Source organism: Mastigocoleus testarum BC008, assembly GCF_001456025.1.
GTDB classification, from domain to species: Bacteria; Cyanobacteriota; Cyanobacteriia; order Cyanobacteriales; family Nostocaceae; genus Mastigocoleus; species Mastigocoleus testarum.
On the sequence record NZ_LMTZ01000094.1, the window covers coordinates 84,802 to 110,425 of the forward strand.

Here is a 25,624-nt window from a genome sequence, read left to right on the forward strand (position 1 = left end):
GAACTTTACCAGTTAATTTTTTTCACAATTCAATCTTTTTCACAAGTTAATTTTACTTATGCCTCCCTTATCTCAAGAGTCCAGTCAAATCTCAAAATCACCACAAGCTGTTTTCGACAACATTTTTGCTTTTTCACCTAACAGGGACACTTTGGGTGGGACTTCTTATCTCATTTTAGAAAAAGGCGGCAATATTCTTGTCGATTGTCCCGCAGCAGATAAGGGGAATGAAGATTTTTTACGTTCTCATGGAGGTATCCGCTGGTTTTTTATCACTCATCGCGGTGCAATTGGTAAAGCTGCTCAAATTCAATCAAATTTTGAGTGCGAGGTGATTATTCAAGAACAAGAGGCTTATTTACTACCATCTGTGAATTTAACTACATTTTCTCAAGAATTAACGATTAATTCCCAGGTTAGGATAATTTGGACCCCAGGTCATTCTCCAGGTTCTTCTTGCCTGTATTATAAAGACTTTGGTGGCGTACTGTTTTCCGGGCGTCATTTACTCCCCAACCAGCAAGGAAAACCAGTTCCCTTGCGTAATAGCAAAACTTTTCATTGGCCCAGACAGTTAAAAAGCGTTCAAGCCCTACAAACAAGTTTTACATCTTCTACTCTTCAATATATCTTGCCGGGCGCGAATACTGGTTATCTTCGAGGTAAGCGAATTATAGGTAATGCTTACCCCGAATTAGCGAACTTGGATATTTCTGACTTGCTTTTAAAGCAGGCGGTTGTATAAAAACTTATTTTTACCGGGAGACAAATGATTTTCCCCAAAAAATAATTCTTCCCCTAGTAAAACTTAGTGGTTTCCTAAGTGTAGAAGGGAAGAATTGTGGTAGATTGAATCGAATTTTTTATTGAACCTAAGACAACTCTCAAAGAGTTAGAATACTTGCTGCATGTTATCAAAGCCAAAATATTAATTGGCAGATAACCAGAATAACCCCGTTTCTCACTTTAAAATTTTTACTCGCTAAAAATTTTGATTAAATCTAAGCTGCTCCTGCGATCGTTAACTGTTTAGTCAATAATTTTACTGCTGCTTGATATTGAACATCTGCTGGGGTTCCTACTTGTTCGCGAGAGATTTGCTTTGACTCAATTTTTTCATCCGGCTCGATTCCAAGCTTGTTAATATCCCGATGATTGGGGGTTTCATATTTGGCGATTGTTACCGCCATACCCGAACCATCAGATAATTCAAATAAAGATTGAATTAAACCTTTACCAAAAGTGGTTTCGCCGACTAATTGAGCACGACCATTATCTTGAAGCGCACCTGCTAAAATTTCGCTTGCACTTGCAGTTCCTTTATTTACTAGAACTACTAAGGGGTCATCAGTTAATGCTGGTCCAAAAGCATCAAAGCTACCCAAAATTCCTTGTCGATTGACTGTGTAAACAATTGTACCAGAATCTAACCACTCACGAGCTACATCAATACCGGCTTGTAACAATCCTCCAGGGTTATTCCGTAAGTCGAGGATATAGGCATCGGCTCCCTCATTTTCCAAACTAGAAATAGCTGTAGCGAGTTCAGCAGAAGCATTAGCATTAAATTGAGTGAGACGAATATAACCGATTGGCAATCCATCAGGTGATGATTTTAATTTTGCGATGACTGGATTGAGTTCGATGCGATCGCGCACCAAACTAATTTCTTGGGCTTGTTCCCCATCTCTCTCCACTAATAAAGTTACTACCGAGCCAATGGGACCGCGCATCTTGGCAGCAGCTTCATCTAAAGTCAAGTCTTTTGTTGACATTCCTTCAATTTCGAGGATGCGGTCGCGAGATTTAATCCCGGCTTTATCTGCGGGCGAATCAGCGATAGGAGCAACAACCTCGATCTCCCCAGTATCAGGATGTAGGGCAATTTGCAGTCCTACACCAGTCAACTCCCCAGAAGTGTTATATATCATACTTCGATATTGCGCTGGGTTTAAAAAACGGGTAAAAGGATCGTTAAGACTCGCTAACATTTGCCCGATTGTCTGATAAACTTCTTCTCGATCTGGAAAAGATTTGTGAAGAGCTTTTCTTCTTACCGATGCCCAATTTTGATGATTGAATGTATGGTCCAAGTAAGATCTATTTACTATCCGCCAAGCTTCTGATACTAATCTTTGTTCCTCGCTTAAAGCTGTCGCTGGTTGACAAAAGCTACAAAAAGCGAGCAAAAACGCCAACAGCAGCGATAATCCAGCCCGAAAAACTTGTTTGTGCATGAACCCCATTTTTCTTACAACTCTTAACCCAATTTTGACCCATTAAAAGGGTAAACACCTTTTTGTGATGCAATCTATCTCTCGATTATGTTACTTTTTTTATAGAAATGACGCATAATTTTTAATTAAGTTGTTTCTTCAACTAGTTGACAATTTGCATTGTTCTCTGAAAATTTCAGGCTTTGCCCATAACGTTGCCAGTTCTGGCTGCTGGTGCGAAGTCAGCAATAAATTCTCTTTTTATGTAAGTATGAGAGTGTGAAAGAATTCTTAATACTTTCACATTTTCTCAGCCAATCAGTCAAAAAACTGATAACTAAAATCCCAATAAACTTAAATATTGGGAGATCTATCAACCGCATTTTTATTTCGGGAAACCAAGATTGTATGGCCAACGTTTACGACTGGTTTGAAGAGCGCTTAGAAATTCAAGCGCTTGCTGATGATGTAACCAGCAAATATGTACCTCCCCACGTCAATATTTTTTATTGTCTAGGTGGAATTACCTTAACGTGTTTTTTAATCCAGTTTGCCACTGGATTTGCAATGACTTTCTATTACAAGCCAACTGTGACAGAAGCCTATACTTCCGTACAGTACATCATGACGGACGTTAATTTTGGTTGGCTAATCCGCTCCATCCACCGCTGGTCTGCCAGCATGATGGTGTTGATGATGATTTTGCACGTATTTCGTGTTTATCTGACTGGTGGTTTCAAAAAGCCCCGTGAATTAACTTGGGTAAGTGGTGTAGTCCTAGCCGTAATCACCGTTTCTTTTGGTGTTACCGGTTATTCACTACCTTGGGACCAAGTTGGCTACTGGGCGGTGAAGATTGTAAGTGGCGTACCAGAAGCTATTCCCGTAGTAGGAACTCTAATTGCTGACCTGTTACGTGGTGGTTCTAGTGTTGGTCAAGCAACTCTAACCCGTTACTATAGTGCCCATACCTTTGTACTGCCCTGGCTGATTGCAGTATTTATGCTGATCCACTTCTTAATGATCCGCAAACAAGGTATCTCTGGTCCTTTGTAATTTTCACTTTCAGCGGTTCGGTAACATTTAGCAATAATTTTCAGTTTCAATCAAAAGACAATTGTTTTACACTTGTGACAACAAACTCTCACAACAGTAATAACCTTTGTCCACAGTCAAACTGTAGATGTCACCGAAAATTTGGCGAAAATCATCCAAGGTACTACTGAGTACTTTGAAATGTTAGCGAAGTTTGCGAATGAAGTTTCTCCCCAACATCATTGATGAGGAAAATAACTTTATCCGGATGCTTCTTTACGCCAAGGCTGTGGTGAAAGCTAACGAACCGAGACTTCTGTGACTAAACCTTAGTAGGAGAGCACGTTACTAAAGATGGCAACTGTAAAAAAACCCGATCTGAGCGATCCTAGTTTAAGAGCCAAACTGGCGAAAGGCATGGGCCATAATTACTATGGCGAACCTGCATGGCCGAACGATCTACTATATGTGTTTCCCATAGTAATTATGGGTTCTTTTGCCTGTGTAGTAGCTTTGGCAGTACTAGACCCAGCAATGACAGGAGAGCCAGCAAATCCTTTCGCTACACCTTTGGAAATTTTACCGGAATGGTATTTATACCCGGTATTCCAAATTTTGCGCTCCGTTCCTAACAAACTTTTAGGAGTACTGTTGATGGCTGCGGTACCCTTAGGTCTAATTCTCGTTCCATTTATTGAGGGCGTGAATAAGTTCCAAAATCCATTCCGTCGCCCAGTAGCAACCACAGTGTTCCTATTTGGAACCCTAGTTACTCTGTGGTTAGGTATTGGCGCAACCTTCCCAATTGATAAATCTTTCACCTTTGGGCTGTTCTAAATTCAGTCTTTATGGTATAAAAGTTTGACGCCTGTAAGTTTCAAAAGCATATACAAAATACACATATGCTTTTGAAACATTTTAACAGGCGTCAATTTTAATAATTTAGGATGCATTTATTCTGAATTTAGATTTTGGATTTAAATAACTTTCCAAAATATGAAATCGATAGGTTAAAACAGGATCAAACCTTCTTTACCATTTATATTTTAATTGCGGTCAATGCTTAGCATAGTGCAGCAAGACCATCTAACTGTAAAAAGTGAACTTAAGTATCTCAACCAAGTACAACAATGGTTTGAAGATTTTTGTTTGCAAAATCTATTAAAACTTGGTTGGTCAGAAAGCCAGTTGTATCGCCTTAATCTTGCTTTAGCAGAAGGCTTTACTAATGCAGTTCGTCATGCCCATCATGCCTTACCACCAGAAACAAAAATTGATATCGATCTTTGCTTATGGGCCGATAGGTTGGAGATCAAAATATGGGATCACGGAAAACCTTTTAATCCAGATGCTATTGCCGAACCAGAACCTGGCACTTTACAGGTGGGTGGGTATGGTTGGTTCCTTCTTAGACGCTTAGTGGATCGCGTTGCATACGAACGCGGTACAGATGGCAGAAATTGCTTGCTAATCGTCAAGTATGGTTTAGCGGAATGATATTGTGTCTAAATTACAATGCCAAATAACCGTGTAATTAGAATTAGATCGGAGTCAATAAATTAATTTGTCATCGCTTAGCATGAATGATGATAAGAATGAGTACTTGCCTAAAGTAAGTTGCAAGAAATTAAAATTAAACTTACTGAATTATTAATCTACAAACTATAGCACTGCGCAATTAGGTTGGACATTCATAAATGCTCAAACCGATAGTAATCCTATTTGACTTGCGAACAGATAAATTATCTAGAGATATGCGACGTGTTCCCCTACGGTAATGTTAACGGGACTTAAACAAAAAACAGGCAGGAGAAAGCCTCAAATCCAGTCATGACAAAAGATTAACTTCAAAGCCCTTGCGTATCACTCTTAGCGTGGCGTGGCGCTGGCTAAAAGCAAATATATTAAGAAAGCAACTGATTGGCGTAAAAACATTGATTTATAAGGCTTTGAGGATGTTTTTCGAGCAAAAAAACGTCTAAGTCCCGTTAGTGTTTTATTATCGGTTGCTATATTTTCTTTTTATACATAATCCGCAATGAAAGGCTGGAGAATAGCTATCAATATTTTCTTTGTCTTTTTCTCATAATCAAAAACTAAGACCGCAATAATACTATTACTTAAGTGTATTAAAAAAAAAACTTAATCTAGTGAAGTCAGCATTCGAGTTCAATATTTGTTCTTGTTAAAATTTGGCATTAGCAATTGGATACTTCAATTATTTGAAGTTATTTTGAAAAAATAAATTGCAAAAACCTCAAAATTATAGGTTTTGGAATTTAGCAATGTCCTGACCTTATCACCTAGTAGAACATATTTACTATCAATTAAATCCACAGGAAAGTACTAAAACTGATTTGGAAATTAATATAAAAAACTGTAATGACACCAGTGTAGAGAATATAAAAAGATATGTTAGCTAGTAAAGTAGAAAAAACTTTAAGAAATTATCGAAAGCAAGCTGCTAAATTTACTAACTCCGACCCCAAACATTTATTTATATTTTTAGAAATTTTCCAGCGCGAAGGTGGTATTCAATCTTATGTTAAAGATATATTCAGGGCTTACACTAGTGTAAATACGGGGTATCATGCAGATGTATTTTTACTGCGAGATGATTCTACATGTCCCAATCCTTATAAATCTGAAAATTTAAAATTTTATTATTTTAACAGTCGATATCCTCAAATCGGAAGATTAAAAATCACTACGGCTTTACTTCAATATCTATTAAAACAACGACCTCAACATGTTTTTTGCGGTCATATTAACTTAGCAGTATTAGTTCAAAGCCTTTGCCAGCCATTGAGTATTCCCTATACAGTTTTGACCTATGGTAAAGAAGTATGGGAACCCCTCCCTAAACGATCGCAATCTGCTTTAGCAAGCGCTGCAAAAATTTGGACAATTAGTCGCTATAGTCGTGACAACATCTGTAGTGCAAATGATATCGATCCGTCAAAAATACAAATGGTCCCTTGCGCAATTGATCCAGAAAAATTTACGCCCGGTGTCAAGGATCCAAAACTACTTGATAAATATGGTTTGCGCAATAACAAAGTATTAACTACTGTTGCGCGACTATGGTCTGGAGATATTTACAAAGGTGTGGATGTCACCATTAGAGCTTTACCCCGGATATTAAAAGTATTTCCAGAAGTAAAATATTTAGTCATTGGTCGTGGTGACGATCAAGAAAGACTAGCTAAGCTAGCTCAAGATTTGGGTGTTGCAGATCGAGTGGTATTTGCAGGTTTTGTTCCCACAGAAGAATTAATAGAGCATTATCGACTCGCAGATGCTTATGTTATGCCTTCCCAAGAAGGTTTTGGTATTGTTTATCTGGAAGCAATGGCTTGTGGAATACCGGTAATTTCTGGCGATGCCGATGGTTCTGCCGATCCATTGCAAAATGGTAGACTGGGATGGCAAGTCCCCCATCGCGACCCTAATGCAGTTGCTGCAGCTTGTATAGAACTTTTACAAGGAAAGGATCGACGCTCTCAAGGTCAATGGTTACGGGAAGAAGCGATCGCAAATTTTGGTATTACTGCTTTTCAAAAGCATCTGCAATTGCAGCTTTTCCCTAAATCTTCAGTCGAAGTTAAGTAAATATTTATTATCTGGTTATAAGGCAAATTACTTAGATATTCTGATTTTCTTACAATTTGAGATGATTAAAAATCATCAAAAAATGTACTGACGGCGAGGAAATGGTTATGACTAACCCATAAAATCGTTATCCTAGAAGGAGAACAGAAAGATACTTAAAAAATGAGCTTTAAAACCTCACAGTTGAATTTTCAGAGCATCCGACCCTGGGTGACTCTTCTAGTCATTATTTGGTTACTGAGTGCTTTGGGCTTAGGTTGGTTAGTAAATTCTTTGTTGATTTTATTTGGATTTTTATTGCTAGCACCCGTCCTGGCTTTTTTTGGCTTGCGTTGGTGGTTACAACGCAGTTTAGTAACCGACAATTGTCCTGTTTGTTCCTACGAATTGACTAGCTTAAAGCAAACAGAGCTACAATGTCCCAACTGTGGCGAACAACTTGTTGTAGAAGAAGGACATTTTCAGCGTTTAACGCCGGAAGGTACCATTGATGTCAAAGCAGTAGAAGTTTCTACCCCATCCGAAGAATGAACAGTCGTGAATGATGAGAAAGCTTAGTAAGATCTATTCATCATTCATGCTTTATCGCTTGGGTGTTTTTTGTTGCGAGATTGATAGTGTATAGCTATACTCTCCTTGAGATATATCGCCGACGTGAAGCGAGTACCGACCAGGATTCCAGTAACCAGATATTTCTGGCTTATCCCCAGAATAATTATCTGCTAATACGCAGAAGCGCCCTCCAGGACCTTCAATTAATAGAGTTGGTTTTCCTGTGCCTTCAACTGTAAATCGTAAGTAAGGTAGCGATTCTGCGATTTGAATAATTTGATTGGGTTTTGCAGTAATGAAACCACAGTTACTATTCCGGTCGCCACCTGATTTACCATTGACAACTAATGGGTCTGGTTTCAGTTGAGAATCAAGTCTGATAACTTGTGCACTTGATGAATTTCTACTGATAAGATTTAAAATAGTAGATATGACTGCGATTAAAACTGCTGAATGAACCGGTTTATTCATGTTTTCATACTTTTAAATTTATTCGAATAGATTTATTTGAATAGGTTTGATAGAAGGATGTCTGGATGAGTAATCATAATTTGCAGACGAGATGAATAATTTGTAGTTCCAAAAAAGAATGTATAAAGTTTTATCTTTTTGGGAAAATAACTGGGAAAATAGGTATAGCAAATTTGAAATATAAATAATAGCAGTATTTTGATATTTCGATCGTATAGAACGAAAAATAATTGTAAAAATAACCAACTTTTCAAGACAAAGTTGTATATAAAACAAATAGTTTAAATAAAATCGCACAAACTATTACTATTAATTGTGGTCAGAATCCTGGTATTTGATGTCACAAATGTTTTATGTGAGGTGACTGGTATTAATGAATTCCAAACATGAAAACGATTTACAGTATCGCTTAGAAAAACTAGAAGCGGAAGTTAATTCTTCTTCAATCAACCCTTCCCCATTGCCAAAAATAGTTTCAACTGATTCTTCAGATCATAGATCGCCCGTGAAAAAATTCTTTGTTTGGTTTGGTTCTCTATCCAGAATCAAGAAAATAGGAGTTGTAAGTGTTTTAGTGGTATTTGGTTTTGCAATCTTAGAAGCAGCTTTAAAGTTAGTAGCTTCTGCAATCGCCTTTACGCTATTGGCGGTGCTAGCATACCTAGGATACAAATTTATTGTGCCGAACAATATTGAACGTAGGCAATAACACATCAAGATATTATTGAAAGGGAATCGTTTGATGGCAACTCCAGCTACAAGGAGAACTGGTAATCGTTCAAGTCACGGAATTGAGCAGGACAGTATAGGTACTTTCCCCCTAAAAACAAGACGTTTTTTGGCTTGGACGGCAGAAATTACCATAGTAGTTGTCAGTGGGTTAATACCTTTTGGTATTGGTGCGTACATCAATGCTAAAAGTGATATGAATCGAGTACCACTCAATCCTCCAGTGACGATCGCGCGCAGAGAAGTAGCACGTCCATTGGCTCTTCCTGTGAGTCTGGGTGTTACTAATGTCGCTTGGGGGACAAATGTTTTATGGACCTTAAGTTTAATCGCGCCTGTGGTTGTTTCTGGTTGGCAATTATATTTATTAGCCAAAACTGGTAGCACTACTCCGAAGCGCTGGTTTGCTGTCAAGGTCGTCAAACAAGATGGTGGCATCCCAGGTTTTCAAGCTGTATTTATGCGAGAATGTATTGGTAAATGGTGTTTACCGGTATCTGTTGCTTACTTATTGTGGCGAAACAGCTTGCTTTTCCCGAACCTAGGTGTTTTTACAATTTTGGTAAGTGTAATGATACTGGGGGAAAGTAGTGGCTTTCCTTGGCGCAAACAACGACAACGGGCACTACATGACAACATTGCAGGAACATATACTATAGACGCGCATCAATCCTTCACACCTGGGCTGCTAGATGATGACACTACTACTAAGTCTCAGTTGTTGGAAGAAGATGAAGAAGCAGCAATCGAGTCAATTGTGATTACACCAGAACCGAGAAAAAAAATTAGCCTCTGGCGACGGATGCGGCAAAATCCAAGCTTGACCTTATTTTTAGTGTCACTTATAAGTATATCTGCCGTATTAACAACACTTATATTAACTCAAGTTTATATCCAAGCTCAAAAAAATCGTCGCGCACATCTCAATGTTAATGCACGCCAGTTAGATATATTAAGAGAAAAATTAAACCCAGAATCAAATACTTCTTTAAGAGAACGCCAGCAGGCAATTTTAGCGCTGGGAAGTCTTAATGACCAACAAGCAACTAAATATTTAGTTAACTTACTGATTGAAGAAAACGAACCTATATTACTAAATAATATTAAACGTTCTCTGGAATTAATTGGACCGAAAGCCATACCCCACTTATTGCGCCAAAATCGATCTCTTGTTAAAGAATTAGATTCAGCAAATGGCGATAATTCGAACGTTCAAGAATCGCCAACAGTTAGCTTACACAATAACCAACAGGCTATTAATAGAATTTTAGCCGTTTATAACGGTCAAACAAATGGAATCGATTTAAATCGGGTTAATTTAGGTCAAAGTGGTTCGGGGAAAACTTCCTTCTTTAATCTTGTTTTAGATCGAGCCGATCTATGGGGAATCAACTTTAAATATGCAAATTTAAATCAAGCTAGTTTCCGAGGTAGTCGTTTTCGCGGTCCTGGGGAAGATCGTCGTTGGAATACTTTTGATGATTGGATAGCTAATTTTAGCGAAGCTGAATTGACAAAAGCAGATTTTAGTAATGCTAACCTCAGTCGCGTATTAATGAATCGTGCGGATCTTAGTCGTGCGAATCTCCAAGGGGCTAATTTATCTAGTGCTCGTTTGGTAGAAGCAAACCTGAGCAGTGCAAGATTACCAGGAGCAGACTTAAGACGTGCAGTGCTAGAAAATGCCAGTCTTACTGGGGCGGATTTAGGAGATGCAAAACTCAACGATGCGGATTTATTTTCAGCGCGTTTGGGTAGAGTAATTGCAACGGGAGCAAACTTTTCCTTCGCCAATTTAACAAAAACAGATTGGCAAGGGGCAGATTTATCATCCACAGATTTCCAGGGAGCAAATCTCAGTAATGCTAATCTAAGCGCAACTCGTTTAACTACTGCAAGATTACGAAACGTTAATTTACAAAATGCCAATTTGCGCAATGCTAATTTGCAGAATGCGGACTTGCGAGGAGCAAATCTAGTAGGAGCAGATTTTCAAGGAGCTATTTTGTACCCCCAGAGGCAAAATCCATCTGATGATTTTGTTCAAACACCGGTTACGGGTTCTGAATCAGCAGTTGTTAAGGGAGTTGACTTTAGTCAAGTGAAAAATAGTTTGAGTTCCAGACAATTGGCTTATATTTGTACCCAAGGTGGTCTTCATCCCCGGTGTCCGTAGGACATAAGTCAAAATTTAAAAGTCAAAAGTTATATCATGTCCGCTTAATTACTTACGAAAAAATATGTTTGTTTGTAGTAGCGCTTTAGCGTCATAGTAAATATATTGGCGCTAAAGCGCTACTACGAACCTTATCGCAAGTGTTTTACCGGACACGATATTAAACGCAGTGTGTCCCTAGGACATAAGTCATTAGCGCCTAGCGCAGCAAGCAGTAAGGACGGACCACCGTACCTAACTCAGGTAAAATTTTGACTTTTGCTGTGTTCACTTTACATGAATTATGGGAGTTAAATTTTCCGGGATTCCGGCTATGGCGATCGCATTACATCCGAGTTTGTAAGCAAAATCAATTGATTCTCCAGCGCCTAAGGCGCTATAGAAACCCACTGCAAATTCAATTGCGGCTTGATCTCCAACAGCTTGATTCATTCCAATTACGTAGGGAATATGTTGGGAAATTGCTGTTGCTTGTACTTCGGAATAACAAGCATTAAGAATCACGCATTCAACTTTCTGGTTAGATTTTGGGCTAAATAACTCGAATAATCCTGCCAGTGCTGCTGTAGATACGTACTGTAATTGTCCAGTTTGGTTTTGAAATGCTAAACCATCATCGCCACCACCATGACCGCAAAAATGAACAATATGTGGTTTAAAGTCTAATAAAGCTTGGGAAATATCTCGAACTCCCACCGCCCAACGTTGTTGTAAATCAAATTTTTCTCGCTTTCTTGCTCTTTGCAAGCCAGCATCAATTTCTCGTACTTCTTCATCTAATCGTAAATGTGAGGTAGTTTTGGGATTGGCAGCTAATACTAAAATTGTTTTGATATCAGTAGCAGTAGAATGAGGATGACCTAATGCAGTTCCTATCATATTTTCAAAACTAGCAAGCTGTTTTTGTTGTAGTCCAATTTCTTTATCTTTTAGTTCAATTTCTTTATTTTTTTCTGATAGCTGATTTAAATAATGTTGTTTCTGCTCTGCTGGAGACAAAGTTTTAAGATAATTATAAGTTTCAAAATATTGCTGGTTTAATTCAGATTTATCTGCTTCCGGTGCGACTTTGGCGCGGATTAAAAATTTGTCTGCTCCCCGTTTTTCCATTGCTACGAGTTCTAAATCTGCATCGGGGTTCTTTTCTGCTAATTCTTTAAAAGAAATAGCTATCGCTCTGGGGTCAACACCTTGATTATGATAAAGGTCGAGGGTGTCAACTATTGGTTTAATAAAATCCCCAAATTCTCCATCCCCAAATACTTCTTCCCTGTTATCAGGTTTGCGCCAAGGTTCCGGGTTATCATCGGTGGGGAGACGCATATAAACGTACTCACACCTGACACCACGAAAATTTGTGTGAGTAGTAATATTCCAATCCTCAATATACGCCCCGGTAAGTGTAGCGCCTGTAAAATCCGTTGCGTTTAATTGGGTTTGGACTAGCTTTGCTCTCGATAAATCGCTATCCTGCAAATTAGCTTTACTTAAATCAGCACCGATCAAACTAACATCTACTAAATCTGCTCCTTGCAGGTTAATTCCTCGCAAGTTTTGACGCTCGAAATTTTTCTGACGTCCATTTCCCGTAATTAGTACCTGACGGAGTTGAGGATACTTCAAATAAGTGTTACCTGGACGCGCATAGTCAAGTTTTTTAACATTTCTTAAACAAGTACGAGTCAAAGTAGCATTTCTAAAATCAGTATTTTTTAGTGTAGCGGAAGTAAAATTAGCATTAGTTAAATCGGCATTGCGAAAACTTGTACCCCCAAACGCCGCAAAAGCAATAGCAATATTACGGATAAAAGCATACTTTTCATCTCCTTTCATTGCTCGCCAACCAATGTAAGCACTAACTAGGGCTCCGGCGATAGCGACGGCTCCGGCTCCGGTGAGGGCGACGGCTCCGGTGAGGGCGAGGGTGAGGGCTCCGGTAAGGGCTCCGGTGAGGGCGACGGCGACGGCGATGACTCCGGCGACGGCGAGGGCTCCGGTGAGGGCGACGGCGACGGCGATGGCTCCGGCGACGGCGAGAGCGAGGGCGACGGCGAGGGCGACAGCTCCGGTTCCTACTCCGGCTCCGGCTCCGGTGAGGGCTCCCGCTCCGGCTCCGGTGAGGGCGACGGCGAGGGCTCCGGCGAGGGCGACGGCGAGGGCGACGGTTCCCGCTCCGGCTCCGGCTCCGGTGAGGGCTCCCGCTCCGAAAGCAAATTGTATTCCTCGGCGAACTGCAGCGACAAAGAAGATTATTGTTATTATTATCGTAAGCCAGCTAATTACTTGATTCTCTAAACTTTTATTATTAAACATGAATGATGCCAAGAAACCATTAAAGGCAAATAAAAATCCCGACAGACCTGCGAGCAATAACGAAACAAGCACCAAGAAAATCGCTTGACGTTTTTGTAACCCAGCCTTAGCGTGGCTAAAGTTTGCACCTTTTAAAACGGCATTGGTAAAGTTTGCGCCGCGAATATCTGCATGGCTAAAATCAGCGTTCGTCAGGTTTTGTCCTTTAAATGATTTTCCCCGTAGATTTCGACCAGAGTAATCTAAAGACATAAAAGCAAAATTTTTAAAATTTAAATAATTATTATTTAAATAATAATGTGAGTTGCTGGTTATAAATACACTCGGTTTTTAATTTTTTCCCCAACTTATTCAAAGTTTCCCTAATTGATTTAGATGCACAGTGGTCTGTCCCATTGGTTTTGAAGGATATACGTCTAATCCGCCAGATTTTCCATGTAGGGTTGACATTGGGAATGTTATTTAACCTACTATTTATCTATCTCAAATAACTTGCTTTCGGCACTCACACAATGGTAGCTTCAAAGACTATTGTAGGAGATGAACGGAATTGAATGAAGATGAAACGGTCGCTGTCTTTATTGACTGTTAGCTCAACTTTACTATCTTTTATTGCACCTTCTTTTATTGCACCTTACCAAGCAATTGCAACACCACCAAGGACACCAGATAAAACTGTTAATTGCGATGTTCTTGTTGTTGGTGGCGGACTTTCTGGGGTTGCGACAGCTTACGAAGGATTACTAGCAGGGAAAAGGGTTTGTCTCACTGAAATTACTGACTGGGTAGGAGGGCAAATTTCGGCTCAAGGTACCTCTGCATTGGACGAACGTCCCACTCAGCGAAGAAGGTTATTTTACTCACGAGGTTATCTAGAATTACGCAAACGAATCAAAGATAAATATGGCGGACTCAACCCTGGTGATTGCTGGGTAAGCGATTCTTGTTTTTTACCCCGTGATGGTCATAAAGTATTAAATAAAATGCTCAAAGACGCCGCCAGGGAGGGTCGGGGTAAATTAAGGTGGTTCCCAAATACGGTAATTAAAGACTTAGAAACCACTTCAGATGGAAAAATTATTAATGCTGCGATCGCAATTCAACATAAGCCAGCAAAAGGTGCAGCACCTCTGAATACTTCACCCCTGTCCCAAACAATTGAAGATGCTTATAACTACGATGATTCTTCTAAGTTTGCTAAAACAATTATTCGCTTCACTCCAAAACGAAAACAAAGCAATTCCCCCAATTGGTACATCGTTGATGCAAGTGAAACTGGGGAGATAGTTGGTTTAGCAGATGTTCCTTATCGTTTGGGAATTGATGAGCGTTCCTATTTAGAACCATCTTCTTCTAGTATCAGTAACGATCCTTACTGCACCCAAGGTTTTACCTACACTTTTGCAATGGAGGCGACTCAAAATGCCCAGAAGCATGATATGCCTCCATTTTACATGCAGTATTCCCCTTATTACAGTTATGAATTACAGCGACTCGCCAGTTTTCCCCTAGTATTTACCTATCGTCGCATTTGGAGCCCCCAACAAGGAGCACAAATGACATTTGGAGGGATTAATTTTAGTACTCCCACACCCGGCGATATCTCAATGCAAAACTGGACTTGGGGTAACGATTATCGTCCAGGGACTTCCCAAGATAACTTAATTTATACTCGCCAACAACTTCAAAGCTCCGGACAATTAGTACCTGGTGGTTGGAAAGGAGGATTGCGAACTGAAGCACTACGTAAAGCTGAGGAAATCTCTTTAGGTTATTTTTATTGGTTAGTAGCGGGAACTACAGACTCCCAACTTGGTGAAGGTGTGAAAAAACCTCATCCCAACCATCGTTTTCTTTCTGGTTTAAATTCTCCCATGGGAACTGCTCATGGTTTGTCCAAATATCCTTATATGCGGGAAGGAAGACGAATTATTGGACGCCCGAGTTGGGGACATTCCAAAGGTTTTATGATTTGGGAAATTGATATTTCTCGCCGTGATTACAACGATGAATATTACCGTAAAACCCTTTCACCTAGCACCTATCGCAGCCTTAGAACTGCATTAGCAGGATTGGAAACTACTTCTGTGATTCTTGGAAGAAAAGATCCAAGTAGTGTCGCAAGAAGAACCCGTTCTACTATTTTTCCCGATGCAATTGGTATTGGTCACTATGCAATTGACTTTCATCCTTGTATGACCAAAAGTCCCCCTGAAGCAGCTGGAAATACAGAACGTAAGGGTGAACGTCGGGGTGCAGGACAAGCTTACCCATTCCAAATTGCTTTACGGGCAATGATTCCTCAAAAAATTGATAACTTGTTAGTAGCTGGCAAAAGTATTGCTACTAGTCATATTGCAGCTGCAGCTTATAGGGTTCATTCCTTTGAATGGTCTGCTGGTGCTGCTGCAGGTACAACTGCTGCTTTTGCACTCAAAAATAATATTGCACCTTATCAATTGGTAGATGAATTACCAAAAATTGAACCGAAACTGATTGAATTGCAACGTCTTTTAAATCAAAATAATAATCCGACTGCGTTCCCGGATACTTCAATTTTTAACGAAAAATGGGATGATTGGCGGTAGTAATAGTTGTCGATTGTCGGTTGAAGTTGAATTTAATAGGTGACTGTTGACTATTAGTTGGTGGTTTTTTCCAAAATTATTTTTTCTTTGGTGCGGTACAAATTCTTGAACTAACTGATTTAATTCACTCAAAATCAGCAGAATTCAATAGTTTGTATTTTTTCCATTAAAAAATAGACTTATGACATTGAAACGAAAGTTGTTATACTTTGGAAAACTTGTTAAACTCAACCGACAATTTAAGTCCACAAAAAGATGACATTAGCCATCAAATATATAGTGGACTTTAGACTAAACTATTTACTTGTGTTGTATTAGATTTGTTGGCTAACTGTTTTATGGTGAAAAGACTTTCTGCAGTGGTTTATGGAATGGGGACGGCTCCAACGATTGCTCCTGAAAGATCTGGTCAAGTCACCCAGAAGCCTTACCCCAATTATAAGGTTATTGTTTTGAATGATGACTTCAATACATTTGACCATGTGGCTCAATGTTTAATGAAGTATATTCCGGCTATGACTAGCGATCGGGCTTGGGAACTGACTAATCAGGTGCATTATGAAGGACAAGCAATTGTATGGATAGGACCGCAGGAACCGGCGGAACTTTATCATCAGCAATTACGCAGAGCTGGTTTAACTATGGCACCTTTGGAAGCCGCTTAGAATCCTATGAGCAAACCCACGGATGGTAGACTTGTCTGGAATCATTCCACCCATCTCCACGGTCTTATTCCCATCCTCGAAAGATTATGTAAACATGATGGAATTCAAACTGTGACTCCTGGAGAAATTAGGCGTGTTAAGGGTCATGCTCCTAAAATGCTCTTGCGAGTATCTGTTCCCATCCGGGGTGGCTTTAAAGCGATCGCGCGGCAAGGAAAAACTGTGCAAGAGGTGTTTATAGTTACAACTTTAGATAAAGGTGAATTAGAAAATGCCATTGCGATCGCTATGCGACATTGAAAGTTGCTTATGGGTAATTGGTAATTGGTAATTGGTAATTGATGTTCAACCTAGCCTATATTTTATGTTGCGCGAGGTAGAAATTATTGCTTTCTTCTTTTTTATCGCACTACGTAATAAGGTTAGAATATTGGTAAGTCATGTTTGTCGTAGACGCATCAAAGCTATGAGTTGTAAGCTTATGACTCATGTGTAATGCTACATTTTCTGATACGGAGTTTTTTTGCTCGTCTATTCTTCGATTTGATGATGTACTGCGAATCTGTGTAGGGGTAAACTGACAATACAAGAAAAAGTTAAGAAGTATGACAGAGCAGTCGTAATTCGTAAAGTTGTCACTATTATTTCTGATTCGGGTAAAAATAATTTTTCAATTCCAAAAGCAAAACAGTAGACAAGCCAATAAGAAAAACTCATTCTAAACAGAATAACTTCTGTGTCTTCAGAACTTTCTGCTTCTGATTTATTTTCCCAAAGTATTAATAAACCTACGATACAAGCAACAAAGGAAATAGCAACAAAAAATTCATGAATGATAGGACTTGCCAAACACATTTTTGATTATCCCAATGTTTTCTATTAAAAATCAGTGTATATTACCGAGATTTTTAACTTCAAAATATATTTACAAACTTACATAGAAAAATTAGTTAACTGTAAACAATTACAAATATTAATAAAGTTTTATTTCACCTAGTACCATTAAATTGAAAATATTATGAGACTTGGAAGTAAGTAATATCATAGTGTTCAAGTGATTCAGCGATGAAGTCACTCGTACTTTCTGCAAATTTTTTACAAAATCTTAAGATTAAAAATGGGTTCATAAGTGTGATATGTCCTCAGCGAGGATCTGTTTTTTGCTGTTAACTAAGATGAAGTAGCCTAACAGTTTCTAGCTTTTGATAATTTGCGATATTTCTTGATGTAAGTGAGTCACTGTATGTGCAATAGTGATTTGAAAATAGTAAAAAATAAATGAAAATCGATAGGATAGACCATCTTGTCTTAACAGTGGCAAATATTCAAATAACTTGTGACTTTTACACTCAAGTATTAGGAATGGAAGTTGAAAAATTTGCTAATAGGAGATTCGCGCTAAAATTTGGCAATCAAAAACTAAATTTGCACCAATTAAATCAAGAATTTAAACCACACGCAATAAAACCAACTCCAGGTTCAGTAGATTTATGTTTAATAGTCAGCAATTCTATGTCAGATGTCATTAATCATCTGCAAAAGAACAAAGTAGAAATTATTGAAGGTCCAGTGAAGAGAACTGGAGCAACAGGAGTCATAGCATCTGTTTACATTCGGGACCCAGATCTAAATTTAATAGAGCTTTCTAGTTATGACATTTGAATAACTAAAACTCAATAGAATTAAATTTTATGTATCGTAAATATCTCTACAGGTTCTCTTAATTTAACTTGTAATAAAATTGTTATTTATAGAGCATATAAAATACAAAATCATTTTGATATTTTTTTATAAATTTAATTACTTGAATAAATTATCGGTTATTAATACAAGCACAGTGAAACTTCTGTATGTACAAAAGCAATTATGAATTTACATAACATAATAATAACCCATATCATGTATAAATTGAAAGTTATCTATCTTTATGTTTATTTTTTAGTTTGAAGTAATATATATAACTTTAATTATATTTCATAGGTTTTAGTATCTAATTCACTACTTTTTTATTCCAATCGTTATTTGCGTAATATATTTTTTATGAAATTAATACGATAATTTGGAATAGTTGTAAATCAATGGAGTATGACTCAATATATGTCTGCTATTAAAACAGATGGTAGCACAAAAAGAGTCAGAGATTTATTATTTGTTATTGGGTCGACATTTGTTGCAGTTTTTGTTGCTATTTATTTAATTTTATCTTATCAAGATAATCTGTACTCGGGAATAAGTATTAAATATCTACTCCACACATTAGCGGCTACTACAATTATTTTTGGAGGTATTATAGTTGGTATTAGTGGTTTCTATATTTTATTGATATTGCTGTCTGAAGATAAAAATATTTTAGGAAAATCCACTCTTTCTAAATTTAATATAAATAAAAATATTGAATTTGAGTGTAAATGTGTTGAGTCTGACTTAGAAAAAAATATTTCTCGTTTCTCTAGTGCAATTGAACATTTGGGTCACGAACAAATAGAAACGAGATTAGGAGCTATTTATGCATTAGAAAAAATTACTCAAGATTCTGATGATGATACTTGGACAATATTAGAAACTCTTGCAGCTTTTATCAGAGAAAATGCTCCCATAATAGAGTTAGATGAAGTTATTGAGGAGTTTTCATTTTCTAGTATACCTACAGATATTCAAGCTGCTTTAACTGTAATTGGACGGATTAATTTAGAAACAAATCTAGAAAATCACAGAATAGATTTGCGCAACACCGATTTAAGAGGTGCAGACCTTACAGAAGCTAGTTTGCAATACATAGATTTTACAGGGGCTAATCTGCAAGGAGTAATGTTTTATGGAGCAAATCTTTCCGGTGCGCATCTCACAGCTGCGAACCTTTCAGAAGCAGTTTTGTACGAAACTAATTTGCAAGAAGTCAGTCTCTATGAAGCTAATTTAACAGGAGCGATCGCTAGAAAAGCAAATTTACAGCAAGCTATACTTCATAAGGCTAACTTAGAAAAGGCTTTACTTTACGAAGCTAATTTGCAGGACGCAACACTTTACGAAGCAAACTTACAAGAAGCTATGCTTTACGAAGCCAATTTAAGAGAAGCTAACTTGGAAGATACCAATCTTTATCGAGCGAATTTGATTGGTGCGAATTTGCGATCGTGTAAGTTGATTGGAGCTTATTTAGAAGGAACAATACTTAGTACTGCTGATATTACTGAAGCTAATCTTTTTGAAGCAAATCTACTTGAAGCCAATTTTTGTGAAGCTAATCTCAGCTATGCAAATCTGGTTGGGACTAATTTAAAAAAAGCAAAACTTGACGAAGCAAATCTTTCTGGTACGGACTTAACGAGAGCTGAAAATATAGAACAAGCACAAATAGAATCAGCATTTGGAAATAGCGATACTATTCTCCCAGAATATTTAGAAAGACCAAATTGGGAAGAAAAAAATGAATAATAAGTAATAAGTAATAAGTAATGAGTAATAAGTAATAAGTAATGAGTAATAAGTAATAAGTAATAAGTAATGAGTAATAAGTAATGTTAGCGCAGCTAGCGTCAGCGTACCGTAGGTATTGCGCACAGTAATGAGTAATGGGTAATTGGTAATGGGTAATGGGTAATTGGTAATTGGTAATGGGTAATGGGTAATTGGTAATTTTTACTCTTAATTCCTGACTCCTGACTCCTGACTCCTGACTCCTGATTCCTGACTCCTGACTCCTGACTCCTGACTTCTGACTCCTGACTCCTGCTCGCTGTAAGCGCGGTCTGTCCTGACTTCTGACTCCTGATTCCTGACTCCTGACTGGTAACTGAAATTATTCGATAAATATTTCTACTGAATCTCCCAATTCTATTTGCAGTTGTAATTGAGCATTACCGCTATTCACTGCAATTTCTACCCAACCATGGCTACCAACTAAAGAAATTGCTTCTCCAACCATTACATCTGTATAAGTATCAAACCCTTTGATGACTTTTTCAGCCACACTTATACTCCAGCTTTTACCTTCCAGGTAATTTCCAGGAATATTAGTTACTGAATTACCAAAATAGTCTATGTATTGAATACAACCTAAAAACCCATTTTTCGTGCTACTACATTTAGGTAATTCCAACTGGATTAAACTTGCTGGATCGATTTCTTCTCCGAGTTGCTTTAGGGGAACTCCACTTGCAAGATGTGCGCCCACGGGTGCGAAAATATCTCTACCATGAAAAGTATTACTGATTTGCGATCTAACAGTAGTACGCCAGTACTTTGGATTTGTAAGTTCTACAGCTTTGTATATTCCACTTTGGTTGATTACTCCACTTAATAAACCGTTGTCCGGAGCTACAAAAAATCCTTCAGCAATTTCTACAGCTATTGCTCGTCTTTTTCCTCCGACTCCCGGATCTACCACTGCTACATGAACTGTTCCTTTAGGAAAATAACGATAAGCATTCATCAAACAAAATCTACCAGCAGCTATGTTTTGTGGTGGTATGTGGTGAGTTATGTCTATTACTCGTAAACTTGGACCGATCTGGGCGATCGCTCCTTTCATGACACCAACATACTCATCACGAAGACCAAAGTCACTCAGCAAAGTTATAAGTGATTGTTGCATATGCGATAAAACTCGAACATGCGAGAATTTTCAGAAATATAATACTTGGCTCGAAATAAAAAACAATAAATAGCAAGTAATAAAAATAATAAGTAATAATAATAAGCTGACTATTTTGATTAAAAATTTGAAATCAAGTAACTATACCAACTTGCTTGGGTTTCATTTTCTTTTTTCTCAGGAACCAGTAAACGCCAAGTTTTACCTTCTTTCTGTAGTTGTAAGTAGACATTAAATGATTTCTGAGCTTGAGTAATTTCCCGTTCTGGTAACTTGAAAATCAGATCGTATGTCCCACTCAGCTTATAAGTCGGTAAATTATCTAGCTTAAACAGTTTTCTTTGATCGATATGGAGATGATTGATATCAAATCCCCGAGTATCTAAATTCAATTTTTCACTGAGTTGCTCTTGGGTATGTTCCAAATTAAATCCGATCGCTTTTTGCACTAAATCGGCGCTTGGTCCAATAGAAGTATTATTACAAGCGGTTAATAGCAGTGTTAGTAAACAAATAATTAGCCCCCGTATCATTTATATTAACCCTCAAACTAAAGATACATATCAAAAATACATAACAGTTTTATTTGAGCATAATTTTACTTGTAATGAACTACGCGTTGCCGCCTACGGCTGTTCACGCATTAGCGTGCGGGCAAGCAACACGTTTCTGACGCTTCATTTGAGCGACTTGCTTGTTAGCGGAGCGTGACCTTCGGTCATAGCTTCCGCACCAAGTAGAGGTCTTCTCATCTACGTCTGTAGAGGCACGTTCCATACCCCTGTCTTGGAAAATTGCTCCACTTGGGGAAACCCCAAGACCGCATTTTCCGCTTGCATAATTAAGCATCACCATTGCAGCCGCTACGTCCCTGTCGCAACGATATCCACATTTCTTGCCCCGCACTTCGTGAACGCAATGGTGTTCTCGCTCAGACAATGTTTTCTTTTTCTGATGACCGCAATTAGGACAAGTTTGAGATGGTTTTACTTTTCTGGTTGGGATTTCCACGTAAAACCCTCCGGCTTCGGTAACTTTATACTCGATCAAATCTTTTAAGTTACCAATACCAACATCGAGCAAAGACCTATTTAAACCAGACTTTTGACGTTTATTCTTGCCTTTTGACTTGCGGGTCATCCCTTTAAGACTTAGCTTTTCAGTTGCTACCAGGCTATTACAGCTAACTATCTGTGTAGAAACTTTGTGTTGCCAATCTTGTCTTTGACGAGCTACTTTTGACTGTATTTTAGCTACAGCTTTATTTGCTTTTTTCCACCGACGAGAAGCTTTAACTTTTTTCTTAAAGTTTGGAGAACGCTTACGACGACTGGTTTTAGCAATTTTATTGATTTTATTCTGAGCAGTTTTAACAAATAAGCGGATTACTCACTACGTCACCATTAGAGTCAGCGATTGCGTGGTGAGTACCAAAATCTAAACCAATTGCATCTTTATCAGTCTGATATCGGGTAGGTGTGCAACCAACAGTGATTGAAGCGTACCATTTACCTTGCTTAAAAATAATTGTACAAGTTTTAGGTGTCCCCCAATCACGCGCTTGACCACGCATTTTGATGTTACCCAGGTTAGTGATTTTCAGATAACCATTCTTCCCGTTGGTACAAGCTTTCCAACCAGATTTACAAGGATAAGTCCATCCTTTATATCTACGGCTGGCTTTAAATTTTGGATATCCCGATTTAAGTTTAAAAAATCGTTTGAATGCAAAATCAACACGTTTAACAGTGTCTTGCAATGCATGACTACCAAGTTCTTTATACTCTTCCCACTGCTCTTTGAATTCTGGTAAACAATTTTGCTGATCGTAATAATCAACAGACTTACCAAATTTTTTATAAGAAGTCCTACGATTCTCAACGCAAGCGTTATACAGGTCTTTGTGTAACCTACGCCAGTAATGCATCTTATCGTTTTGAGTTTTTGACGGATAAAGTCTAAAAGTAATTCGTTTGGTAGCCATAACACTCGACCTGTATGTTACTCTTACATAGTAGCAAATTGAAAGCATATCGACAACTATGAAACAAGTAACTACGCGAATATCAGACAGGGAGTACGAGCATTTAACGAAATTTTGCCAACTAACAGAAAGAACACAATCAGATGTAATCCGTGAAGTTATCAGGAGATTGTCAATCAAAGGGGCATTGAACCCCCTTGATTGACGCGCTATCCTTCCCCATTCCGCTGTGCTGAGAATGGGGACTGCCGCGAAATACGTTCAAGATTTCATTGGGATTAGGGACTTCCAATAATAAAAATAACACTCAGGGCACACGTCGGTGCGCCCCTACAATCAAAAAATAATCTTAAATAGATTTTTCTATTTCTGCTTGCTATTTACTTTATCAACCCAAATAAAACAAAACCAAAATTCCCACCAATGAGGTTAATACACCCAAAATTGCTCTTGGACTGACTCTTTCACCCATTCCAATTGCGATCGGGATAATAAATATTGGACTTGTTTGTAATAATGTTGAAGCAATTCCAACTGCAGTGAATTTAATCGCGACTTGCTGTAACCATATCCCCAAATAGGTTCCACAAAAAACTGCAAAAAACACAACCGCCAAAATTCGCGGTGATTTCCAATAGGGAGTTGTTAATGTTGTTCTGTTTCGGGAATTCCGAGCTTGCAAATATAACCAAGGAAACAAAACTATCACACCAGCACTCAATCGTAGTAAAGCAGCCCATAATGGACTAATACTAATATCTTCATTACTTAATGCAATACGAGAAAATACTGCTCCAATTGCATTTGCTAAGGCTGCTACAAACCCCAAAGTAATACCTTTACGCAAATTAATTTCTGTTCTTTGTTGTGATTCGTCCAAAATATCGTCACTAGATTGTGTCGTACGCTCTGTAACAACCCAAGCTACTCCGATAACGGTTAAAACGATCCCAAACCAAGCAATTATTTTTAAATTTTCGCCCAAAAAAATCAGCGCCAATATTGCTGTTATTGGTGGGGAAAGTGTTTGCATTAGCAACGTACGACGTGCTCCCAATGCATTCATTGCACTCAGAAAAGCTGTATCTCCTAAACCTATACCGATCGCACCACTAAGTAACAATAACCAGAAGGGAAGAAGAGGAATATTAGTAAGAAATTCATTCCTCCACAAAATTGTAACTACAAACAGGATTATAGAAACAATTCCTTTTATTAAGTTGATTTGTAATGCGGGTATGCGCTCTCCTAAACGACTATAAATCGCCGAAGCTACAGCCCACAGACAGGCTGCAACTATTGCTGCGAATTCACCTTTCAAACTTCAGCTAAATGAATTAAGATTCTATAAAAAATAATATCTAATACTTTTATATTGGTCAAATTATCCCATAATAATAATATAAAAATGAATAATTAATTAGCACTCAATCGGTTTATCTGCTAATGTTTGAATTTCAAAAAAAAATAGTACTCATAGCCATCAAGTGCTAGTTATAAATAATATTTTTTTTAGCACTCACAAGCTTTAATTGCTAATTTTTATGTCACTCTAAATTAGGGATAATAGAGAAAAATAAATAAATTTGAGTGCAAAAAAAATAGTTTATCTCGCAACAAAAAAGATAAATATTTAGGAGTCGCAGCATGAAATACAGTTTTGATATTGTCGGAGTTTCGTCAATATTGCACTTTTTTCATCATCAACAACAATCTTGGGACAATTCGGATCCTCAAGGGGTGGAATATGTAGGGAGTCACATTTGCTCTTTGGATGCAGTTCTAGAGTCTGTAGAACCTGTATTACCAAAATGGGGCTGGAATAAGGATGAAGTAGTTACGACGGTAATAAAATTTTGGATGAATAACTCTGAAACTATTAATTATTGGAAATCGCGATTAACTGATGCAGGAACAAATAATTTACTTGTAGCTAGGGTTGCAGATACTGAGGCTTTACGTGCAGAACTGGATTCGCTTCTAAATAAGGAATAATAATTCTCATCTCACATTAAAAGAATATGGCTCAATATATCCTATGGAGATTGGCTTAAAAAGGCTATTTGGAAAGTAGCATTATTAATTCTGTAGTTATTTTTATGTTCTCTCCATGAAAAAAGGGGTATTAAATACCCCTGTTTTGCAATAATTATCATTTTATGAATGTTCACTCGGATGGGGAAACATATGCTTGGGGTTGACTGCTTTCATTCGAATCAATACTTACAGGACCAGAACCAAAGTAGTAAATAAACAACATTCCACCAATCAAGCCAATATTCTTGAGGAAGCTATTAAGTTCTGATGGATCTGCAACGGGATTATGGAAAACTAAACTTGCAGGGATTAAAAATACAATCAGTAAAATTGCTCCCCAACGTGCTTTAAAACCAAACAATATGGAAAGTCCACCTACTAAAAGACAAAAGATACTACCTGCAAGCAAGAGAGGAGCTACAGGTAATCCTCGTTCAGTCATCATTTTGGTTAGTCCTGCAAAACCAAATATGTGACCTACTCCAGAATTCAGAAAAATTGCTGCGAGGAAAGCTCGACCAAGTAGGGGAAGGTATTTTTTGAAACCCATAGTGCACACCTAGTTTAGATAACAAGTTTTGCAATATTTTGCAACATTTTGCAATATTCAAATGTAGGGAAAATCTAAATGCAAAGAAATTTTAAAGTGAAA

General features: G+C 38.0%; 24 protein-coding genes. 14 read left to right on the forward strand and 10 right to left on the reverse strand.

The window, feature by feature from the left end; genetic code table 11:
• Positions 1-58 precede the first annotated feature (58 nt).
• A complete protein-coding gene (locus tag BC008_RS19515) occupies positions 59-745 on the forward strand; it encodes an MBL fold metallo-hydrolase (protein WP_027842883.1) in 687 nt (228 codons plus the stop codon).
• Positions 746-1,001: 256 nt separating this feature from the next.
• Here the strand turns inward: BC008_RS19515 and ctpA are convergent, their stop codons facing one another.
• Positions 1,002-2,246, reverse strand: coding sequence for a carboxyl-terminal processing protease CtpA (gene ctpA / locus BC008_RS19520; protein ID WP_027842882.1), 1,245 nt, complete (start codon positions 2,244-2,246; stop codon positions 1,002-1,004).
• Positions 2,247-2,624: 378 nt separating this feature from the next.
• Here ctpA and petB point away from each other — a divergent pair, with 378 nt between their 5' ends.
• The 5 genes from petB (at position 2,625) to BC008_RS19545 (ending at position 7,394) form a co-directional block, all read left to right on the forward strand.
• Positions 2,625-3,272 (forward strand): cytochrome b6, encoded by a 648-nt coding sequence (petB, locus tag BC008_RS19525; RefSeq protein ID WP_027842881.1) that lies wholly within the window; start codon positions 2,625-2,627, stop codon positions 3,270-3,272.
• A gap of 333 nt (positions 3,273-3,605) precedes the next feature.
• On the forward strand, positions 3,606-4,088 hold the full coding sequence (gene petD, locus BC008_RS19530; RefSeq protein WP_027842880.1) for a cytochrome b6-f complex subunit IV: 483 nt from the start codon (positions 3,606-3,608) through the stop codon (positions 4,086-4,088).
• A 222-nt stretch (positions 4,089-4,310) separates the two neighbouring features.
• A complete protein-coding gene (locus tag BC008_RS19535; RefSeq protein WP_027842879.1) occupies positions 4,311-4,748 on the forward strand; it encodes an ATP-binding protein in 438 nt (145 codons plus the stop codon).
• 915 nt (positions 4,749-5,663) lie between these two features.
• Positions 5,664-6,863 (forward strand): glycosyltransferase family 4 protein, encoded by a 1,200-nt coding sequence (locus BC008_RS19540; RefSeq protein WP_058183766.1) that lies wholly within the window; start codon positions 5,664-5,666, stop codon positions 6,861-6,863.
• A gap of 162 nt (positions 6,864-7,025) precedes the next feature.
• Positions 7,026-7,394 (forward strand): hypothetical protein, encoded by a 369-nt coding sequence (locus BC008_RS19545; protein ID WP_058183767.1) that lies wholly within the window; start codon positions 7,026-7,028, stop codon positions 7,392-7,394.
• 51 nt (positions 7,395-7,445) lie between these two features.
• Here the strand turns inward: BC008_RS19545 and BC008_RS19550 are convergent, their stop codons facing one another.
• Complete coding sequence (locus tag BC008_RS19550; RefSeq protein ID WP_058183768.1) at positions 7,446-7,886, reverse strand: hypothetical protein; 441 nt, start codon at positions 7,884-7,886, stop codon at positions 7,446-7,448.
• A gap of 373 nt (positions 7,887-8,259) precedes the next feature.
• Here BC008_RS19550 and BC008_RS19555 point away from each other — a divergent pair, with 373 nt between their 5' ends.
• Together BC008_RS19555 and BC008_RS19560 are read left to right on the forward strand one after the other, a co-directional pair.
• Positions 8,260-8,595 carry a hypothetical protein gene (locus BC008_RS19555; RefSeq protein WP_027842878.1) on the forward strand — a complete coding sequence of 112 codons (336 nt, stop codon included), beginning with the start codon at positions 8,260-8,262 and terminating at the stop codon, positions 8,593-8,595.
• Between the two features lie 33 nt (positions 8,596-8,628).
• A complete protein-coding gene (locus tag BC008_RS19560; RefSeq protein ID WP_027842877.1) occupies positions 8,629-10,791 on the forward strand; it encodes a pentapeptide repeat-containing protein in 2,163 nt (720 codons plus the stop codon).
• Positions 10,792-11,058: 267 nt separating this feature from the next.
• Here BC008_RS19560 and BC008_RS19565 read toward each other — a convergent pair whose 3' ends face one another.
• Positions 11,059-13,356 carry a pentapeptide repeat-containing protein gene (locus BC008_RS19565; protein WP_027845745.1) on the reverse strand — a complete coding sequence of 766 codons (2,298 nt, stop codon included), beginning with the start codon at positions 13,354-13,356 and terminating at the stop codon, positions 11,059-11,061.
• Between the two features lie 308 nt (positions 13,357-13,664).
• On the opposite strand from BC008_RS19565, the gene BC008_RS19570 reads away from it, so the two are divergent.
• The 3 genes from BC008_RS19570 (at position 13,665) to BC008_RS19580 (ending at position 16,657) form a co-directional block, all read left to right on the forward strand.
• Entirely contained in the window at positions 13,665-15,692 is a 2,028-nt protein-coding gene (locus BC008_RS19570) for an FAD-dependent oxidoreductase (protein WP_153009618.1), read from the forward strand.
• Positions 15,693-16,030: 338 nt separating this feature from the next.
• Complete coding sequence (clpS, locus tag BC008_RS19575; RefSeq protein ID WP_027845747.1) at positions 16,031-16,357, forward strand: ATP-dependent Clp protease adapter ClpS; 327 nt, start codon at positions 16,031-16,033, stop codon at positions 16,355-16,357.
• 6 nt (positions 16,358-16,363) lie between these two features.
• Complete coding sequence (locus BC008_RS19580; protein ID WP_027845748.1) at positions 16,364-16,657, forward strand: DUF2103 domain-containing protein; 294 nt, start codon at positions 16,364-16,366, stop codon at positions 16,655-16,657.
• A 231-nt stretch (positions 16,658-16,888) separates the two neighbouring features.
• Here the strand turns inward: BC008_RS19580 and BC008_RS19585 are convergent, their stop codons facing one another.
• On the reverse strand, positions 16,889-17,212 hold the full coding sequence (locus BC008_RS19585) for a hypothetical protein (RefSeq protein WP_058183769.1): 324 nt from the start codon (positions 17,210-17,212) through the stop codon (positions 16,889-16,891).
• 423 nt (positions 17,213-17,635) lie between these two features.
• Between BC008_RS19585 and BC008_RS19590 the strand changes: the two genes are divergently transcribed.
• Positions 17,636-18,019, forward strand: coding sequence for a VOC family protein (locus tag BC008_RS19590; protein ID WP_027845749.1), 384 nt, complete (start codon positions 17,636-17,638; stop codon positions 18,017-18,019).
• A 435-nt stretch (positions 18,020-18,454) separates the two neighbouring features.
• On the forward strand, positions 18,455-19,792 hold the full coding sequence (locus BC008_RS19595; protein WP_027845750.1) for a pentapeptide repeat-containing protein: 1,338 nt from the start codon (positions 18,455-18,457) through the stop codon (positions 19,790-19,792).
• Positions 19,793-20,156: 364 nt separating this feature from the next.
• Here the strand turns inward: BC008_RS19595 and BC008_RS19600 are convergent, their stop codons facing one another.
• From BC008_RS19600 to BC008_RS19615, 5 genes are all read right to left on the reverse strand, one after another.
• Positions 20,157-20,951 carry an SAM hydrolase/SAM-dependent halogenase family protein gene (locus BC008_RS19600; RefSeq protein WP_027847033.1) on the reverse strand — a complete coding sequence of 265 codons (795 nt, stop codon included), beginning with the start codon at positions 20,949-20,951 and terminating at the stop codon, positions 20,157-20,159.
• Positions 20,952-21,070: 119 nt separating this feature from the next.
• Positions 21,071-21,484 (reverse strand): hypothetical protein, encoded by a 414-nt coding sequence (locus tag BC008_RS19605; protein WP_027847034.1) that lies wholly within the window; start codon positions 21,482-21,484, stop codon positions 21,071-21,073.
• Between the two features lie 103 nt (positions 21,485-21,587).
• Positions 21,588-22,337, reverse strand: a complete 750-nt coding sequence (locus BC008_RS52125; protein WP_321170084.1) for an RNA-guided endonuclease InsQ/TnpB family protein — start codon at positions 22,335-22,337, stop codon at positions 21,588-21,590.
• On the reverse strand, positions 22,321-22,935 hold the full coding sequence (locus BC008_RS52130; RefSeq protein WP_268768232.1) for an RNA-guided endonuclease InsQ/TnpB family protein: 615 nt from the start codon (positions 22,933-22,935) through the stop codon (positions 22,321-22,323). Before BC008_RS52130 ends, BC008_RS52125 begins: the two co-directional genes overlap by 17 nt.
• 388 nt (positions 22,936-23,323) lie before the next feature.
• Complete coding sequence (locus tag BC008_RS19615; protein WP_027846191.1) at positions 23,324-24,256, reverse strand: DMT family transporter; 933 nt, start codon at positions 24,254-24,256, stop codon at positions 23,324-23,326.
• Positions 24,257-24,582: 326 nt separating this feature from the next.
• Here BC008_RS19615 and BC008_RS19620 point away from each other — a divergent pair, with 326 nt between their 5' ends.
• Positions 24,583-24,930, forward strand: coding sequence for a hypothetical protein (locus BC008_RS19620; protein WP_027846190.1), 348 nt, complete (start codon positions 24,583-24,585; stop codon positions 24,928-24,930).
• A 172-nt stretch (positions 24,931-25,102) separates the two neighbouring features.
• Here BC008_RS19620 and BC008_RS19625 read toward each other — a convergent pair whose 3' ends face one another.
• Positions 25,103-25,522, reverse strand: coding sequence for a DoxX family protein (locus BC008_RS19625; RefSeq protein ID WP_027846189.1), 420 nt, complete (start codon positions 25,520-25,522; stop codon positions 25,103-25,105).
• Positions 25,523-25,624 lie beyond the last annotated feature (102 nt).